The 16,169-nt window shown below is 61.7% G+C and carries 19 protein-coding genes; all 19 read right to left on the reverse strand.

Annotated features, from left to right (window positions below):
• Positions 1-29 precede the first annotated feature (29 nt).
• The gene (gene dnaG / locus AABA48_RS12745) at positions 30-1,793 is read right to left on the reverse strand and encodes a DNA primase (protein ID WP_286350763.1); all 1,764 of its coding nucleotides are present in this window, start codon (positions 1,791-1,793) and stop codon (positions 30-32) included.
• On the reverse strand, positions 1,771-2,307 hold the full coding sequence (locus AABA48_RS12750) for a CvpA family protein (protein ID WP_045667678.1): 537 nt from the start codon (positions 2,305-2,307) through the stop codon (positions 1,771-1,773). The genes dnaG and AABA48_RS12750 overlap by 23 nt, the downstream gene beginning before the upstream one ends.
• 96 nt (positions 2,308-2,403) lie before the next feature.
• Positions 2,404-2,844, reverse strand: a complete 441-nt coding sequence (locus AABA48_RS12755; RefSeq protein ID WP_286350764.1) for a GatB/YqeY domain-containing protein — start codon at positions 2,842-2,844, stop codon at positions 2,404-2,406.
• A gap of 120 nt (positions 2,845-2,964) precedes the next feature.
• Positions 2,965-3,162: a 30S ribosomal protein S21 gene (rpsU, locus tag AABA48_RS12760; protein ID WP_010943714.1), complete on the reverse strand. Its 198-nt coding sequence runs from the start codon at positions 3,160-3,162 to the stop codon at positions 2,965-2,967.
• Positions 3,163-3,304: 142 nt separating this feature from the next.
• Positions 3,305-3,634 (reverse strand): phosphoribosyl-ATP diphosphatase, encoded by a 330-nt coding sequence (locus AABA48_RS12765; protein WP_045667680.1) that lies wholly within the window; start codon positions 3,632-3,634, stop codon positions 3,305-3,307.
• Positions 3,631-4,392 (reverse strand): imidazole glycerol phosphate synthase subunit HisF, encoded by a 762-nt coding sequence (gene hisF, locus AABA48_RS12770; RefSeq protein ID WP_286350765.1) that lies wholly within the window; start codon positions 4,390-4,392, stop codon positions 3,631-3,633. Before hisF ends, AABA48_RS12765 begins: the two co-directional genes overlap by 4 nt.
• A 1-nt stretch (position 4,393) precedes the next feature.
• Entirely contained in the window at positions 4,394-5,128 is a 735-nt protein-coding gene (gene hisA / locus AABA48_RS12775; protein WP_286350766.1) for a 1-(5-phosphoribosyl)-5-[(5-phosphoribosylamino)methylideneamino]imidazole-4-carboxamide isomerase, read from the reverse strand.
• Entirely contained in the window at positions 5,125-5,754 is a 630-nt protein-coding gene (gene hisH, locus AABA48_RS12780) for an imidazole glycerol phosphate synthase subunit HisH (protein ID WP_010943718.1), read from the reverse strand. The genes hisA and hisH overlap by 4 nt, the downstream gene beginning before the upstream one ends.
• Before the next feature lies 1 nt (position 5,755).
• Entirely contained in the window at positions 5,756-6,343 is a 588-nt protein-coding gene (hisB, locus tag AABA48_RS12785; protein ID WP_045667683.1) for an imidazoleglycerol-phosphate dehydratase HisB, read from the reverse strand.
• A 25-nt stretch (positions 6,344-6,368) separates the two neighbouring features.
• A complete protein-coding gene (hisC, locus tag AABA48_RS12790; protein WP_045667684.1) occupies positions 6,369-7,421 on the reverse strand; it encodes a histidinol-phosphate transaminase in 1,053 nt (350 codons plus the stop codon).
• Between the two features lie 22 nt (positions 7,422-7,443).
• A complete protein-coding gene (gene hisD, locus AABA48_RS12795; RefSeq protein ID WP_286350767.1) occupies positions 7,444-8,733 on the reverse strand; it encodes a histidinol dehydrogenase in 1,290 nt (429 codons plus the stop codon).
• Positions 8,730-9,368, reverse strand: a complete 639-nt coding sequence (hisG, locus tag AABA48_RS12800; RefSeq protein ID WP_045667686.1) for an ATP phosphoribosyltransferase — start codon at positions 9,366-9,368, stop codon at positions 8,730-8,732. The genes hisD and hisG overlap by 4 nt, the downstream gene beginning before the upstream one ends.
• On the reverse strand, positions 9,365-10,621 hold the full coding sequence (gene murA / locus AABA48_RS12805; RefSeq protein ID WP_286350768.1) for a UDP-N-acetylglucosamine 1-carboxyvinyltransferase: 1,257 nt from the start codon (positions 10,619-10,621) through the stop codon (positions 9,365-9,367). Before murA ends, hisG begins: the two co-directional genes overlap by 4 nt.
• Before the next feature lie 84 nt (positions 10,622-10,705).
• Positions 10,706-11,560: a peptide chain release factor N(5)-glutamine methyltransferase gene (prmC, locus tag AABA48_RS12810; RefSeq protein ID WP_286350769.1), complete on the reverse strand. Its 855-nt coding sequence runs from the start codon at positions 11,558-11,560 to the stop codon at positions 10,706-10,708.
• 25 nt (positions 11,561-11,585) lie between these two features.
• The gene (prfA, locus tag AABA48_RS12815; protein ID WP_045667689.1) at positions 11,586-12,653 is read right to left on the reverse strand and encodes a peptide chain release factor 1; all 1,068 of its coding nucleotides are present in this window, start codon (positions 12,651-12,653) and stop codon (positions 11,586-11,588) included.
• A gap of 19 nt (positions 12,654-12,672) precedes the next feature.
• A complete protein-coding gene (locus AABA48_RS12820) occupies positions 12,673-13,626 on the reverse strand; it encodes a DUF1385 domain-containing protein (RefSeq protein WP_010943726.1) in 954 nt (317 codons plus the stop codon).
• Positions 13,623-14,321, reverse strand: a complete 699-nt coding sequence (gene thyX / locus AABA48_RS12825; protein ID WP_286350770.1) for an FAD-dependent thymidylate synthase — start codon at positions 14,319-14,321, stop codon at positions 13,623-13,625. The genes AABA48_RS12820 and thyX overlap by 4 nt, the downstream gene beginning before the upstream one ends.
• Positions 14,322-14,411: 90 nt before the next feature.
• The gene (gene rpmE / locus AABA48_RS12830) at positions 14,412-14,609 is read right to left on the reverse strand and encodes a 50S ribosomal protein L31 (protein WP_010943728.1); all 198 of its coding nucleotides are present in this window, start codon (positions 14,607-14,609) and stop codon (positions 14,412-14,414) included.
• A gap of 145 nt (positions 14,610-14,754) precedes the next feature.
• Complete coding sequence (gene rho / locus AABA48_RS12835) at positions 14,755-16,002, reverse strand: transcription termination factor Rho (RefSeq protein WP_045667691.1); 1,248 nt, start codon at positions 16,000-16,002, stop codon at positions 14,755-14,757.
• Positions 16,003-16,169 lie beyond the last annotated feature (167 nt).

Raw genomic sequence — 16,169 nt, forward strand, 5'->3', positions numbered from 1 at the left:
AAGTTCACCTCATTGCACACATGGTCTCTTTAAGATAACTGCGATTTCCTGTTTCGCAAGGCCTCAATTTCGGCAAGCAGTTCCCGGTACCGGGGGGTATCCGGATCAGCCGCAGCCAGCTCTCTGGCCAAGTCCTTGAGCCGTTTGAGCGCACCGCGCTCCAGGACTTGGCGGCACTGGTCAAAAGCCTTATGGACATCAACGTCCGCGAGATGATCGTCGTTGACGAGGAACGCTGCGATGCGCCCCTTTTCCTCAGGGGATGCAACCAGTTCAAGAAGCTCCCCCCAGTCGATCTCCGCCCGCCGACTGTGCCGCTCAAGTATGGCATCGGCAACGGGAGAAAGCTCGGGGCAGAAAAGCCCCGCCGCCTCACCACGGCGGACGCGATCCGCCACTTCGGCGGATCGAGCCATGAGCGCAAGCAGCATCTCTTCAGGGCCGGCGCCACGTGGCCGGCGCTCCGCAGTCGGGCGGGGGAGCGGGTCAGGGCGCGATCCGGCGGTTCCGCCCGACGCGCGCAGCAGGGAACGGACATCAATGCCCAGGACCCGAGCGATCTCCTTCACGTAGAGTTCCCGCTCGAGGGGATTGACGAGCTTTGCCAAGCGGGGCGCAAGCTCGTTCGCTACCTTAAGTTTTCCCTCCACCGTACCCGCATCCACCTGTCCGAGCAGGTCGCGGAAGAGGAAATCAAATGCCGGCCGTGCCTTGGCGAGCCGTGCCCGAAAGGCGTCCGCCCCCTCCTTCTTGACAAAACTGTCCGGGTCTTCTCCCTGGGTCAACTCCACCACGTGGGCCGGGAAGTTCTCCGCGAGAAAGAGGTCGATCGCCCGCACGGTCGCCTTCCGACCGGCACTGTCCGCATCGAACAGGGTGTAGGCCTTCCCGGCGTAGCGCCGCAGAAGCTTCACGTGACCTTCGGTCAGGGCCGTGCCGCAGGTAGCGACCACGTTCCTGACCCCTGCCTGATAGAGGGCAAGATGGTCGAAATAACCCTCTACGATTATGGCGCTGCCCTGCTCCCGCAGGGCGCCCTTTGCCAGGTGGACGCCGAAGAGCACGTCGCTCTTGTGATAGATGGGCGACTCGGGAGAGTTGATGTATTTGGGCAGCGAGTCGTCCAGGACTCTGCCGCCAAACCCGATCGTGCGCCCGTGGATATCGGTGATGGCAAACAAGAGACGGTTGCGGAAGATATCGAAGTAGCCGCCCCCCTCGCGCCGACGCACGAGCCCCAGTCGCTCCGCCAGTTCCATGGGAACCTTGCGGTGCTGCAGGTGCCGCGAAAGATAATCCCAACGATCCGGCGCGAACCCGAGACGGTACGCCTCGGACGTTTCCCGATCCACACCGCGCGTTTCGAGGTAGCGTCGAGCCGCGCCGGCCTCTTCGCTTCTCTCCAGAGCCTCACGATAGAGCCTGGCAGCCAGGTCCATGATCCCGTAAAGCTCATCGCGTTCGTCCTGGCGCCGCTTCTCCGCGGCGGTAACGGGACGGTCCTCGATTTCGACACCGACCCGCTTGCCCAGGACCTTAACCGCTTCGGGAAACGACAGACCCTCCATCTTCATGACAAAGGTGATGGCATTCCCGCCAACGCCGCAACCGAAGCAGTGAAAAATTCCCCGGGCCGGATTCACATTGAAGGAGGGGGTCTTCTCGCCGTGGAACGGACACAGCCCCTGGTAATTGGCACCCGATTTCCGGAGGCTCACATAATCCGAGACCACCTCAAGAATCGGAGCTCGCTCGCGTATCTCCCTGATCTTATCGTCGGGGATGTTTGACATCTTTAGCCCGTATTTGCGGGGTCTGAGCTTCCGATCCGCGACTTCCGCGCCACCCCTCGGCCATCCCTTTGCCGGCATCGATGAACGCCCGCGCCGACGCCGACCGGGCAAGCCATGCCCTGAGCCCCGCCGGCACAGGCGGCGCGCTGGCGAGATAAAGAATGATGCAGAGGAGGAATGCCCCTTCCAGCAAACCGAACACGGCGCCGCCAACCCGGTTGACCCCGCCGAGCAGCGTAATCGACATCACCACGGTGAGAAAATGGCCAAGGAGGTAAAAGAGAAGGGCAGCTCCCAGAAAAATGACGACAAACGCCACGGCGGACGAAATGCGGGCGGGCAGATGAATCATGGAGACAAGAACCCCGCCGACGGCGGGATGGAAGGAGAACGCCGCCCATCCTCCAACCACAAATCCGAGCAGGGAGCACACCTCACGGACGAGCCCCTTGAGAACCCCCTTGACGGCAAATGCCAGTACTACGCCCCAGAGCAGGATATCGAGAAGGCTCATGCCATGCACCTGATTGGAATCAAAAGAAGAAGGGGCAATTCAGAGAATCGCCCCCAGGGGTCTGATCGCGGAGCTCAGAAACCGGAAAACGTTCGCCTAGGCAAGTTGTTCCTTCACGATGGCACTGACCAGCGATCCGTCAGTTCTGCCGGCCACGTGGGGCATGAGAGCCTTCATCACCCGTCCCATGTCTTTGGCACTCTGGGCGCCGGTCTCGGCAATGACCGAGGCTACCAGCCCCTCGATCTCCTCCCGACTGAGCTGTTGGGGAAGAAAGCCAAGCAGGACCTGAAGCTCCCGCTCCTCTTTATCCACCAGATCGGTACGTCCGGCCTCGCCAAACATCCGGATCGATTCCCGGCGCTGTTTGACGAGGGATGAAACGACTTCCGTCACTTCCTGTTCGGAGAGTTCGCGCCGCGCCTCGATCTCACGGTTTTTCACCGAAGAGCGAACGAGGCGGATGGCGGAAAGGCGAACCTCATCCCTGGCCTTCATGGCCTCCTTCATCTCCTCGTTCAGGCGATCCCTCAACATGGCAACTCCCCAGTCCGTAATTTCATATCCGGCGCTGAAAGCGGCAAACGGACGCCCCCAAGCGGGGGCGTCCGCAACACCGTTCCATGCCACGCGGGCATACACGTAACGGCCTCAGCGCTAGTCCATCATCTTGCGCTGCTTTTTCATCGCACGCTTGCGCGCGGCAATGGCCTTTTTCTTTCTCTTGATACTCGGCTTCTCATAGTGCTCGCGCTTGCGGACCTCGGAGAGGATTCCCGCCTTTTCGCACTGCTTCTTGAACTTCTTCAGCGCGAGCTCAAACGATTCAGTTTCCTTGACCTTTACTCCCGGCATCCATATTCCCCTCCCTCCTCTATGTAAATTCGCTGCAAATCTGAGCTGATAGAGTCAGACGACGAGCCGGAAAAATTTTACGAGAAGAGACATAATAGCAATGGAAGCGTCAATGTCAAGTTTTTATTCGGACACCTAAGTGCTATTGCTCGTTTCTGCTCGCCTTTTCGACATGCCCCGAGGTGCCGAAGCGGCGGCGAAGCTCATTGTACACATCGGCCGGGGCAATGTCGTAATGGCCGAGGAGAACCAGTGTGTGGAAAAAAAGATCGGCAGTCTCGTAAACGATCTCCTCCCGCTTTCCCCCCTTGCCGGCGATAATGACCTCCGTCGCCTCTTCTCCGACCTTCTTGAGGATCTTGTCGATCCCCTTATGAAAGAGGGACGCCGTATAGGAGCTCTCGGGCGGAGCGCCTTTCCGGTCGAGAATCACCTCATAGACTGCCTGCAGGATGTCGTCGCGCTCGCTCATAACCGGACCGGAACCCCCCGTTGACGGAGATACTCCTTGGCCTCGCCGATGGTGTACTCCTTATAGTGAAAGATGGACGCAGCAAGACATGCGCTGGCCCCGGCCTTGACGAAGCCGTCGCACAGATGCGCCAGGCTTCCCACCCCGCCGGAGGCGATGACCGGAATGGAGACCGCGTCGACAACGGCGCGGGTCAGGGGGATGTCATAGCCGTCCTTGGTGCCGTCCCGGTCCATGCTGGTGAGGAGGATCTCGCCGGCGCCGTACTCCTCCATCCTGCGGGCCCACTCCACCGCGTCGATGCCGGTGGGCTTGCGGCCGCCGTGAGTGTAAACCTCCCAGCGATTCTCGCCGGGAACCTGCCGGGCGTCGATAGCCACCACGGTGCACTGGGAACCGAAGCGCTCCGCCGCTTCCCGTACGAATTCGGGCCGGTGGACCGCCGCCGTGTTGATGGACACCTTGTCGGCCCCGGCGTTGAGGAGATTGCGGATATCGTCCACGGTCCGCACTCCGCCACCCACGGTGAGGGGCATGAAAACCCGCTCGGCGGTGCGGCGCACCACGTCAATGATGATGCTCCGCTCGTCGGAAGAGGCGGTGATATCGAGGAACGTGAGCTCGTCGGCCCCCTGGCGGTCATAGAGTTCGGCGATCTCAACCGGATCGCCGGCATCGCGCAGCTCCAGAAACTGGACCCCTTTGACGACCCGGCCGCCCTTCACGTCCAGACACGGGATGATCCGCTTGGTCAGCATCTCAGGCCCCTCCCCGCTTCGTGAGCGCTACCGCTTCGGCCAGATTGATGGCCCCGGTGTAGACTGCCTTGCCGGTGATGGCCCCGGCGATACCGCTCGCCTCGATGGCGATGAGGTTCTCGATATCCTCCAAGGACGACACCCCTCCGGAGGCGATGACCGGGATCGAGATCGCCTCGGCCAGAGCCCTGGTCGCCTCAATGTTCGGCCCCTGCATCATGCCGTCCCGGGCGATGTCGGTGTAAATGATGGCGGCGACGCCGTAGCCCTCGAACCGTCTTGCCAGATCCACCGCCGTGACGCCGGTGACCTCGGCCCACCCCTGGACCGCCACCATGCCGTTTTTGGCGTCGATCCCCACCACGATCCGGCCGGGGAAGAGACGGCAGGCCTCCTCCACCAGTTCGGGGTTCCGCTGGGCCGCAGTACCGAGGATCACCCGGCCGATGCCGAGGGAGAGATACGCCTCGATGGTGGGAATGTCCCGGATGCCGCCCCCCAGCTGGGTTGGGATGGCAATGGCCTTGACGATGGCCTCGATGGAGGCGCGGTTCTTGGGTTCGCCGGCAAAGGCGCCGTCCAGGTCGACAATGTGGAGCAGCTCCGCCCCCTGGCGCTCCCACTCCCTGGCTTGGTCGGCGGGATTGTCACAGAAAACGGTATCCTTTTCCATGAGCCCCTGTTCGAGGCGGACGCACTTTCCTTCTTTCAGGTCAATGGCAGGTATGACGATCACTTCATCTCTCCGAAGTTCTTGAGTATGGACAGCCCCACCGCCTGTGACTTCTCGGGATGGAACTGGGTGGCGACGATATTGTCCTTCCAGATGGCGGCGCAGAACTCAACACCGTAGGTGCAGGTGGCGGCGATGACACTCTCGTCGTCGGGCATTTCATAGTATGAATGGACGAAATAGACGTTGGCCCCGTCCTCTACCTCGGCAAAGGCCGGCGGACGGCGTTTGATGGAGAGCTGGTTCCACCCCATGTGGGGGACTTTGAGTTCCTCGCCTCCTTCGCGCATCCCCTCGGGAAAACGGAGGACGTGGCCCGGGATGACGTTCAGCCCCTGGTAGAGGCCGAACTCCACACTGTCGGTCAAAAGGAGCTGCATCCCGACGCAGATGCCGAGAAAGGGGCGCCCCTCCCGGATCACCCTGAGGATCGGCTCCACGAACCCCCCCTGCTCCAGGTTACGCATGCAGTCGCGAAAGGCTCCCACGCCGGGAAGGACGATCTTTTCCGCCTCCAGCACCACCTTCGGGTCGGCAGTCACAACCGCCTCGAAGCCCACCTTCTCGAATCCCTTCTGGACCGACCGGAGGTTCCCCATGCCGTAGTCGATAATTGCAATCTTTGTCATATCAGAGTTTGCCCTTCGTCGACATGACCCCCTGAATCCGGGGGTCCACCTGGGTCGCCTGGTCCATGGCCCGGGCAAAGGCCTTGAAGCACGCCTCGACAATGTGATGGACATTATCGCCGTACATGACGTTCACATGGATGTTGGCGCCCAGGTTGTTCACCACGGCCTGAAAAAATTCCCGCACCAGTTCCACGTCAAACTCGCCGATCTTCACCTTGGGCAGAGAGACGTGGTAGACGAGGTAGGGGCGCCCCGAGACGTCCACCGTCACGCCGGCAAGGGTTTCGTCCATGGGGACCGTGGCCTGGCCGTAGCGCCTGACCCCCTGCTTGTCGCCCAAGGCCTCCTTGAGGGCCTGACCGAGGACGATACCGACATCCTCCACCGTGTGGTGAAAATCGATATCGATGTCCCCCGTGGCGTCCACCTGGAGATTGAAGAGCCCGTGACGGGCAAAGAGGTCGAGCATGTGGTCGAGAAACGGCACAGAGGTACAGATCTTCGCCTCACCCGTCCCGTCTATTTCAAGGGAGAGCTTGATCTGGGTTTCCTTGGTGACGCGTTCGATGGTGGCTTTCCGGGACATGGAACCCTCCTCGTGGGGATCGAAGTTAGCCAATCTCTTTCAGAGCGGCGAGAGTCGCCTCCATCTCCTCCCGCGTGCCGATGGAAATCCTCATGCCATGGGCCAGGAGCGGGTCGGAGAAGTGGCGGACCAGGATCTTGCGGGCATAGAGGCCATCGTAGACCCGTTTGCCGTCACGGTCCGGCGGTGCGGCAAACACGAAGTTCCCCTGGGAAGGGATCACCTCGTAGCCGAGCGTCCGGAGTTCAGCGGAAAACCACTCGCGGGTCTCGCGGATCAGGCGGGTACACCCGGCAAAGTATGCCCGGTCCCGCAGGGAGGCCACGCAGGCGGCCTGGGCGAGACGGTCCAGGTTATAGTGATCGCGGATCTTGTCCAGGGCTGCAATCACAGCCGGACGGGCCACGGCGAAACCAAGCCGCATCCCGGCCAGGGAGTAGCTCTTGGACAGGGTGCGGGTCACGACCACGTTCTCGTGTCGCCGAACCAGCTCCAGGGCATCGCCGTCGGCAAAATCGGCATAGGCCTCGTCCACCACCAGGACCCCGGCGCAGCGGGTCGCCAGCTCCTCGATGTAGGAAAGGGGAAAAGCGAAGCCCAGCGGCGAATTGGGGGTGGTCAGAAAGAAGAGCTTTCCCTCGTAGCGGCCGGGAAAACCGGCAATGCGAAGGTCATCCGTGAGGCCGAAGGTCCGTACCCGTGCCCCCTGGATTTCGGCCAGGGTCGCGTAGTAGGAGTAGGAGGGATGCACGTAGCCGACCTCCTCCCCCTCGCCGGCAAAGGCCCGGATCAGGTTGTTGAGGACCTCGTCAGAGCCGTTGGCCATGATGACCCAGGCGGGATCGAAGCCGAACAGCTCGCCCACGGTCTCCCGCAGCACCTGGCTCGACGCGCTGGGATAGGTGCGCAGGAGCGCCCCGTCGTCCCCCAGCTCCGCCAGGATTGCCCTCACCACCTCGGGCGACGGCGGATAGGGGTTCTCGTTGGTGTTCAGCTTGATCCACGACGCCACGTCCGGAGGTTGGTAGCCGGGCACGTAGCCTGCCATGGCAGCGATATTTGAGCGAAAGGGAAGCATGGCGAGCTCCTGTCGTTTCTCGTTATTTCAAGCGGATGCTCACCGACCTGCCGTGGGCCTCCAGCCCCTCCATCTCGGCAATACCGACGATGTCGCGGCCCAGACGGTTCAACCCCGCCTCGCTGAAGTAGACGATAGAGGATTTCTTCACGAAATCGTCCACCGACAGGGGGGAGAAGAAGCGGGCCGTGCCGCCGGTGGGCAGCGTATGGTTCGGGCCGGCCAGATAGTCGCCGGCCGCCTCGGGGGTGAAGTGGCCGAGGAAGATGGCACCGGCGTTTTTGATCCGCGGCAGGATCTCGAAGGGATTTGCCACGGCCAGTTCCAGGTGCTCCGGGGCGATCCGGTTCGAGAAGGCGATGGCCTCGTCCAGGCTCCCGGCCACGATAACGGCGCCGTAGGTCTCCCACGACGTGCGGGCGATGGTCTCCCGGGAGAGTTGCGCCAGCTGCCGCTCCACCTCCGCCGCCACCTGCTCGCCGAAACCGCGGTCGGTGGTGATGAGGATGGATGAAGCGAGTTCGTCGTGCTCCGCCTGGGAAAGGAGGTCGGCGGCGATGTGGGCGGGGGTGCCGCTCCCGTCATTGATGACGAGAATCTCGCTGGGTCCGGCGATCATGTCGATCCCCACCTGGCCGAAGACGAGCTTTTTGGCGGTGGCCACGTAGATGTTCCCCGGGCCGGTGATCTTGTCCACCCGGGGCACCGTGGCGGTCCCATAGGCCAGCGCCGCCACCGCCTGGGCGCCTCCCATCCGGAAAATCCGGTCAACACCGGAAAGCCGCGCCGCCACCAGAACGTGTGGGTTGATCTCTCCGCCGGGGGTGGGGGCCACCATGACGATCTCGCCGACGCCGGCCACCCGTGCCGGGACTGCGTTCATGATGACGCTGGAAGGGTAGCTCGCCTTGCCGCCGGGGACGTAGATCCCGACCCGCTCCAGTGGGGTCACCATCTGGCCGAGAAGGATGTCGGGCTCGGTAGTGGAGAGCCAGGTCTCCTGCTTCTGCTTTTCGTGGAAACGGGCCACCCGTTCAACCGCCAGCTTAAGGGCGGCAATCTCTTCGTCCTTCACCTTGGCAAAGGCGTACTCGATCTCGTCCTCGGTCACCTGGAGGGCGGCGACGGAGTCGGCCTCAAGCCGGTCGAAGCGCCGGGTGTACTCCAGGAGCGCCTCGTCTCCCCGTGCGCGGACATCGGCGATGATGTCGAGAACCACCTGCTCCACCTCGCGGCCGGCCTCCTCCCCCCGGGCGAGGATGGCGGCGAATTCCGCGTCAAAGTTCGTATCCCTGATGTCGAGGAATTTCATACGTGCTTCTCCAGCCCCTCGATGATCTCGGTAATCCGGGGATGCTTGGTCTTGAGGCTCGCCCGGTTGACGATGAGGCGCGTGGTGATCTCGGCGATGGTCTCAACCTCGACCAGGCCGTTCTGGCGCAGGGTCTCGCCGGTGGACACCAGGTCCACGATCCGCTCGGAAAGCCCAACCAGCGGGGCCAGCTCGATGGAGCCGTAGAGCTTGATGATCTCCACCTGAACCCCCTTGCGGGCGAAATACTTCTCCGTCACGTTGGGATACTTGGTGGCGATCCGAATGTTGGTCCAGCTGGAGGGGTCGTCGTCCAGGGCAAGTCCTGCCGGTTCGGCCACCATCATCCGGCAGTAGCCGAACTTGAGGTCCAGGGGCTCATAGAGGTCCTTTTCCTGCTCCATGAGAGTGTCCTTGCCGACGATACCGAGGTCGGCGCAGCCGTACTCCACATACGTGGGAACGTCGGTGGCCCGGACGATCATGTACCGCATCCGCTGCTCGTGGTTTTCAAAGATGAGCTTTCGGGTGTTGGAGAGGAGCTCGTCGCAGTGGATTCCGATCTTGCCGAAGAGGGCTACCGATTCTTCGAGAATCCGCCCCTTGGGGATGGCGATGGTGAGGAAGTCGCTCATGACTCTTTCACTCTCTTGATGTCAGCGCCGAGGCCGGCCAACTTCTTCTCGATGGAGTCATACCCCCGGTCCAGGTGGTAGATGCGGGAAATCTCAGTGGTGTTGTCGGCGGCAAGCCCTGCCAGGATCAGCGATGCCGAGGCCCGCAGGTCCGTGGCCATGACCGGCGCGCCGGAGAGTTTCTTCACTCCCTTCACGGTGGCGGTGTTCCCCTCAACCGTGATGTCGGCGCCGAAGCGGAGCAACTCCGAAACGTGCATGAAGCGGTTCTCGAAGATGTTCTCGCTGATGACGCTCGCCCCGTCGGCCACGCACATGAGGGCCATGAACTGGGCCTGCATGTCGGTGGGGAAGCCGGGATAGGGGCGGGTCTTGATGTTCACGGCCTTGGGGCGCCTTGGCCCCTTAACCCTCACCACGTTGTCGCGGTTGATGATCTCCACGCCGGCGTCCTGGAGCTTGAAGACGAGGGCATCCAGGTGCTCCAGCTTCATGTTGTGGATCCTGATGTCACCGCCGGTGATGGCCGCCGCAACCATGAAGGTACCGGCTTCGATCCGGTCGGGCATGACGTCGTGGGCAACCGGCGCCAGCTCTTTCACCCCGGTGATTCGGATGGTGTCGGTGCCGGCTCCCTCGATTTTTGCCCCCATCTTGTTCAGAATGTCAGCCAGGTCGATGATTTCCGGCTCCCGGGCGGCGTTTTCCAAAACCGTTTCCCCCTTGGCCAGGGCCGCCGCCATCATGAGTTGCTCGGTGCCGCCCACAGTGGCAATGTCGAAATTGATGCGGGCACCCTTGAGCTTTTTCGCCTTGGCCTCCACGTAGCCGTGCTCCAGCCGGATGTCGGCGCCCAGTGCGGCAAGTCCCTTGAGGTGGAGGTTGATGGGACGGGCGCCGATGGCGCAGCCCCCGGGAAGGGAGACCCGTGCCCGACCGTGGCGAGCCAGCAACGGCCCCAAGACCAGGACCGATGCCCGCATGGTCTTCACCAGGTCGTAGGTGGCCTCCACGTTGTTCACGTGGGTCGTGTCGATCCTGACTATATTGCCATTTCCTTCCACCACGGCGCCAAGGGATTCCAGAACCTTGATGGTGGTATTGATGTCACGCAGGAACGGAACGTTGCGGATCTCGTTGAGGCCCGGAGCGAGGATGGTAGAGATGAAGATCGGAAGGGCCGCGTTCTTGGAACCGCTGACGGAAACGTCGCCCGACAGCTTCTTCCCCCCTTTAATGATCAGCTTGTCCAATGCAGTGCCTCTGTTCGTAATGTAGGGGCGATCCTTGTGACCGCCCTGTATGTGCTCAATGAGAGGCGATCACAAGGATCGCCCCTACGGTACCCGCCCGCCGACCACCCGGTCGATGCCGTTGGGGTCTTTGGCCGTGAAACAGTCCCCAAATCCGGCCTGTGTCAGGAGACCGAGAACCGCCCCCGCCTGACCGATTCCGACTTCGAGGATCAGCCAGCCGTCGGGATTCAGATGCTCCGGAGCGGCCGGCACGATGATCCGGTAGAAATCGAGACCGTCGGCTCCTCCATCCAGGGCGGCACGGGGTTCGTACTCCCGAACCTCCGGCTGAAGCGCCTCCAGGTCGGCAGTAGGGATATAGGGGGGATTGGAGACGATCAGATCGAACCGCTGGTCCCCGAAAGGTTCAAAGAGGGAGCCCTCGAAGAGGGTCACCGGCGCGCCGTGCCGTTCCACGTTCCGTTGGGCCAGGGCGATGGCATCGGGAGACCGCTCCACCCCCCACACCTGGGCGTGGGGGAGTTGCCTGGCCAGGGCCACGGCAATGCAGCCGCTGCCCACACCGATATCGAGTACCGTCGCGGCATGAGGGGCGCGGCGGAGCGCCTCCTCCACGATCACCTCGGTGTCGTGCCGGGGAATGAGAACCGCCGGCGTCACGGCGAAGTCGAGACCGCAGAACTCCTGGGTACCGAGAATAAACTGAAGCGGTTCCCGCTTGGCCCGACGTGCCACGAGCCCGCGGCAGGCGGCCAACTCCTCCTGGTTCAGAGGTTTGTCGAAATTGACGTAGATCCCCACCCGATCAAGCCCCAGGGCGGCGCTCAGGAGCCATTCGGTTTCCAGGCGAGCATTATCGACCCCCTTTTCAGCCAAGTAGCCCCTGGTCCAATCGAGAACCTTGCGAATCGTCCAGATTTCCGACTTTTCCGCCATCTGCCGCCTCCGCTGTCCGCGCGGATCAGGCCGCTTCGGCCTGGGCCTTCAGGGCCTCCATCTGATAATGGGTGCGGAGCGCATCCACCACCTCGGCGATGTCTCCTTCCATGAGAGAGTCGAGGCGGTAGAGGGTGAGGCCGATCCGGTGATCAGTCATCCGGCCCTGGGGGAAGTTGTAGGTACGGATCCGCTCGCTCCGGTCGCCGCTTCCCACCTGCTGTTTCCGGTCCGCGGCGATCCGTGCGTTCTGCTCCTGATGGAGACCGTCGAGGATCTTGGTCTTCAGTACCTTCATGGCCTTGGCCCGGTTCTTGATCTGGCTCCGTTCGTCCTGGCACTCCACCACGATCCCGGTGGGAATGTGGGTGATCCGGACTGCCGATTCGGTCTTGTTGACGTGCTGCCCGCCGGCCCCGGAGGCACGGTAGACGTCGATCTTGAGATCGGCCGGGTTGATGTCCACCTCGATATCTTCGGCCTCGGGCAGAACCGCAACGGTGCAGGCGCTCGTGTGGATGCGCCCCTGAGCCTCGGTCTCCGGCACCCGTTGTACCCGGTGGGTCCCCGATTCGTACTTGAGCTTGGCAAATACCCCCTGCCCCTCGATGAGAGCCACGATCTCCTTAAAGCCCCCCCGCTCGGACTCCGAGGCGGACATGACCTCCACCTTCCAGCGGTTGCGCTCGGCAAAGCGGGAATACATCCGGAACAGGTCGCCCGCAAAGAGGGCCGATTCGTCGCCGCCGGTGCCGGCGCGGATTTCCAGGATGACGTTGCGGTCGTCATTGGGATCCCTGGGCAGGAGAAGGAGCTTGATTTCCCCTTCCAGTTCCTCCTGTCGCCGCTCCAGTTCCTCCAGCTCGGCCTGGGCCATTTCCTTCATCTCGGGATCGGCCAGCAGCTCCCGGTTTCCCTCCATCTCCTCCAGCACCTTTTTGTACGTGCGATAGGACTCGATGAGCGGCGTCAGGTCGTTATGCTCCCGGGACAGCCTGCGGAATTCGGGCTGATTGCCAAGCACCGCGGGGTCGGCCAGCAACGATTCGAGCTCGTGGTAACGTACTTCCAGTTCTTCTATCTTCTCGAACATTCACTGCGTCCTTTGTTGATTACACCACCAGACGATCATCCCGGTAGCCGTCGTTCACTTCCAGGGCCTCGGTCATAGAGCGGATCGCCACCTCCACCTGGCTGTCGTCGGGTTCGCGCGTGGTGAGTCGCTGAAGCGCGAGGCCCGGGGCGATAATGAGCTTCACCAGTGGGTTCTGGTCATTTTTTGCGCTCCACTTGAGAAACTCGTAGGAAACCCCGGCGATGACGGGCAACAGCACCACCCGGGCGCCCGCTTTCATCCAGAAGGGCCAGAGCTTGGGAATGAGCGAGAAGATAACGATGCTCACAAGCATGACAATGAGAAGAAAGCTCGTGCCGCACCGGGGGTGGAGACGGCTGTATTTCTGCACCGTAGCCGCTGTCAGCTCATCGCCGGCCTCGAAGGCGTAGATGGTTTTGTGCTCGGCCCCGTGATACTGGAACACTCGCTCGATATCGCTCATGCGGGAGATCGATACGATATAGAGGAGAAACACCACAACCCGGATGACGCCGTCCACCAGGTTGAAAACGATATTGGACGAGCCGATGACCGGCACCAGAAGCTTGGTGAGATAGAGGGGCAGCACGAAAAAGAGCAGGATACCGAAGCCGAGGGCAACCGCCATGGTTCCCCCGAGGGCCCAGGACGAAATCTCCTCCTTCTCCCCTTCTTCCTCCGCAATGGCCTCGTTGGCCGAGAAATTGAGCGCCTTGAGCCCCATGGCCAGCGAGGTAAAGAGCGCCACCGCCCCCCGGAGAACAGGCAATTTGACAATGGGATACCGTTCAGAGAGAGGGGGTACCTCCTCCCGTTTGACGGCGATATCGCCGCCCGGCCGGCGCACGGCAATAGCCATGGACCGGGGGGCACGCATCATCACCCCTTCCAGCACGGCCTGCCCGCCCACATTGATCCGTTCGGCAACCAGGAGCAGCTGCACCAGAAACATTCTCAGCCGTTGCGTCATATGGACATCTCCCTGAAAAACCGTTTCACCTCCGCTGCTTTCCCGCAGGTCATGCCTCCTTCGGGGCAGGGGCCGGTCAGGCAGCCGGGACCGGCATCCCGGAAAATGGTGGGGGCAACGCCCTTCACAAGCCGCAGCATCTCCACCGCCAGCGCCCGAATTTCCCACTGGGCCCGCTCGCAGCAGCGGAGGCCGAAAAAGTGAATGAGTTCACGGGCATTCATGGTCACTATGATCTTCGTCTCCGCGGCGTTGGGAAGGACGAACCGGGCATCCTCGGCGGGAACCCCGTCGTCCACCAGCGCCCGGTAGGCCTCGGCGCAGGCCTGCATGGCCGTCTCGAACACCTGCCGGCGCTTCTCCGTGGCGGACACGCTCCCGGGCACGATCCGGGGGAAGCCGTCACCGCGGAACGTCACGTAGCGCTGGGACTGCTGGGAATAAGAGGCGATGCGGTGGCGCACGAGCTGATGGCTGGCAGCGCGGGAAATCCCTTCGATGCCGAATGTGAACGATGCATGCTCCAGCACCGACTGATGCCCGAGCGACATGATTTTGTCAAGGAACGCCGTCACGTCCGAGGCGGAAAGCTTTTCCCGCAACTCATCGATGCCGACGGAGGCGTAGCAGAGCCGTGCCGCAAGCGCCACGGCGGCTTCAGGATCGGGAGTATGCTGAAGGAGGGCAATTTTCATACTGTCGTCGCCAACCAGAGACTAAAAACAAAGGGGATTTCGCCCTGGACAAAATCCCCTTCCACTGGAACCGCATGGCCGGAGGCCATGTTACATGCCGTACTTCTTCCTGAAGCGCTCGACGCGACCGGCAGTGTCAATGAGCTTTTGCTTGCCGGTGAAGAAAGGATGGCAGGCGGAGCAGATTTCGGTCGAAATCTCGGTTTTGGTGGAACGGGTCTGGAACGAGTTGCCACAGGCGCACTTGACCATCACGTCATTGTACTTCGGATGAATCCCTTCTTTCATATGGTCCTCCTTGCGGGGCATCGACCCCGGCGTCATGAACACGTTTTATGTGCTGGAAAGGTATGAATTTAACACCCTGATTTTATTTTTTCAAGGCTTTTTTGCCTATGCGGGCCGGGCTTGCGGTTGGCCGGCAACCGTGCCGCTACCTGCTCATGGAGTCGAGAAACGCCTGATTGTCCTTGGTCTCGGAGAGCTTCTCCAAGAGGAACTCCATGCTGTCGACCACGTTCATGGGGTGGAGGACCTTGCGCAGAATCCAGATGCGATTGAGCGAGCTCTTCTCCACCAGCAACTCTTCCTTGCGGGTGCCGGACTTGTTGATGTCAATGGCCGGGAAGGTCCGCTTCTCCACCAGCTTGCGGTCCAGGTGAACCTCCATGTTACCAGTCCCCTTGAACTCTTCGAAGATAACTTCGTCCATCTTGCTGCCGGTATCCACCAGGGCGGACGCGATGATGGTCAGAGAGCCCCCCTCTTCGATGTTGCGGGCCGCGCCGAAGAAGCGCTTGGGCTTCTGGAGGGCGTTGGCGTCCACCCCGCCGGTGAGGATTTTGCCGGAAGGGGGAAGTACCGTATTGTAAGCCCGGGCAAGACGGGTTATGGAGTCGAGGAGAATCACCACGTCGCGCTTGTGCTCCACCAGGCGCTTGGCCTTTTCGATGACCATCTCAGCCACCTGCACGTGGCGGGTGGCCGGCTCGTCAAAGGTGGAGGAGACCACCTCCCCCTTGACCGATCGCTGCATGTCGGTCACCTCTTCGGGCCGTTCGTCGATGAGCAGCACGATCAGATAGACCTCGGGATGGTTTTCGGCAATGGAGTTGGCGATGTTCTGGATGAGCATCGTCTTGCCGGTACGCGGTGGCGCCACTATGAGCCCCCGCTGCCCCTTGCCGATGGGGGAGACAAGCTCCATGACGCGCATCGACATATTGTCCGGCGCGGTTTCGAGCTTGAGCTTTTCGTCGGGATAGAGAGGCGTCAGGTTATCGAACAGAATCTTGTCGCGGGCGACCTCGGGGGGCTCGAAGTTGACCGTTTCCACCTTGAGTAGGGCGAAATAGCGCTCGCCCTCCTTGGGAGGACGGATCTGACCCGAAACGGTGTCGCCCGTATGGAGGTTGAAGCGGCGGATCTGCGACGGCGACACGTAGATGTCGTCGGGCCCCGGCAGATAGTTGTAATCGGGCGCCCTCAGAAAGCCGAAGCCGTCAGGAAGGCACTCCAGAACCCCCTCGCCGAAGATCATGCCGTTTTTTTCGGTCTGGGCGTTGAGAATGGCGAAGATCAGGTCCTGCTTGCGCAGACTGGACGCGCCCTCAATGTTCAACCCCTTGGCAATGGCAGCCAGTTCGTTGATTTTTTTCCCTTTAAGCTCCTGCAGGTTCATCGGCTCTCCTGTACGCGCACGCATGGACCCCGACGCATGCGAGCGCTTTGCTGGACATGGATATCATAAGTAGGCAAGTGGACGCGTTAAATGTGGGGGAGGCGTTCCCTGGACGTTGCTCTTTGTGAAGTATAGTGCGTACGCTGAAGTTCAGTATGAATCGTGAG

Source organism: Geobacter sp. 60473 (assembly GCF_036323535.1).
Lineage (GTDB): Bacteria > Desulfobacterota > Desulfuromonadia > Geobacterales > Geobacteraceae > Geobacter > Geobacter sulfurreducens.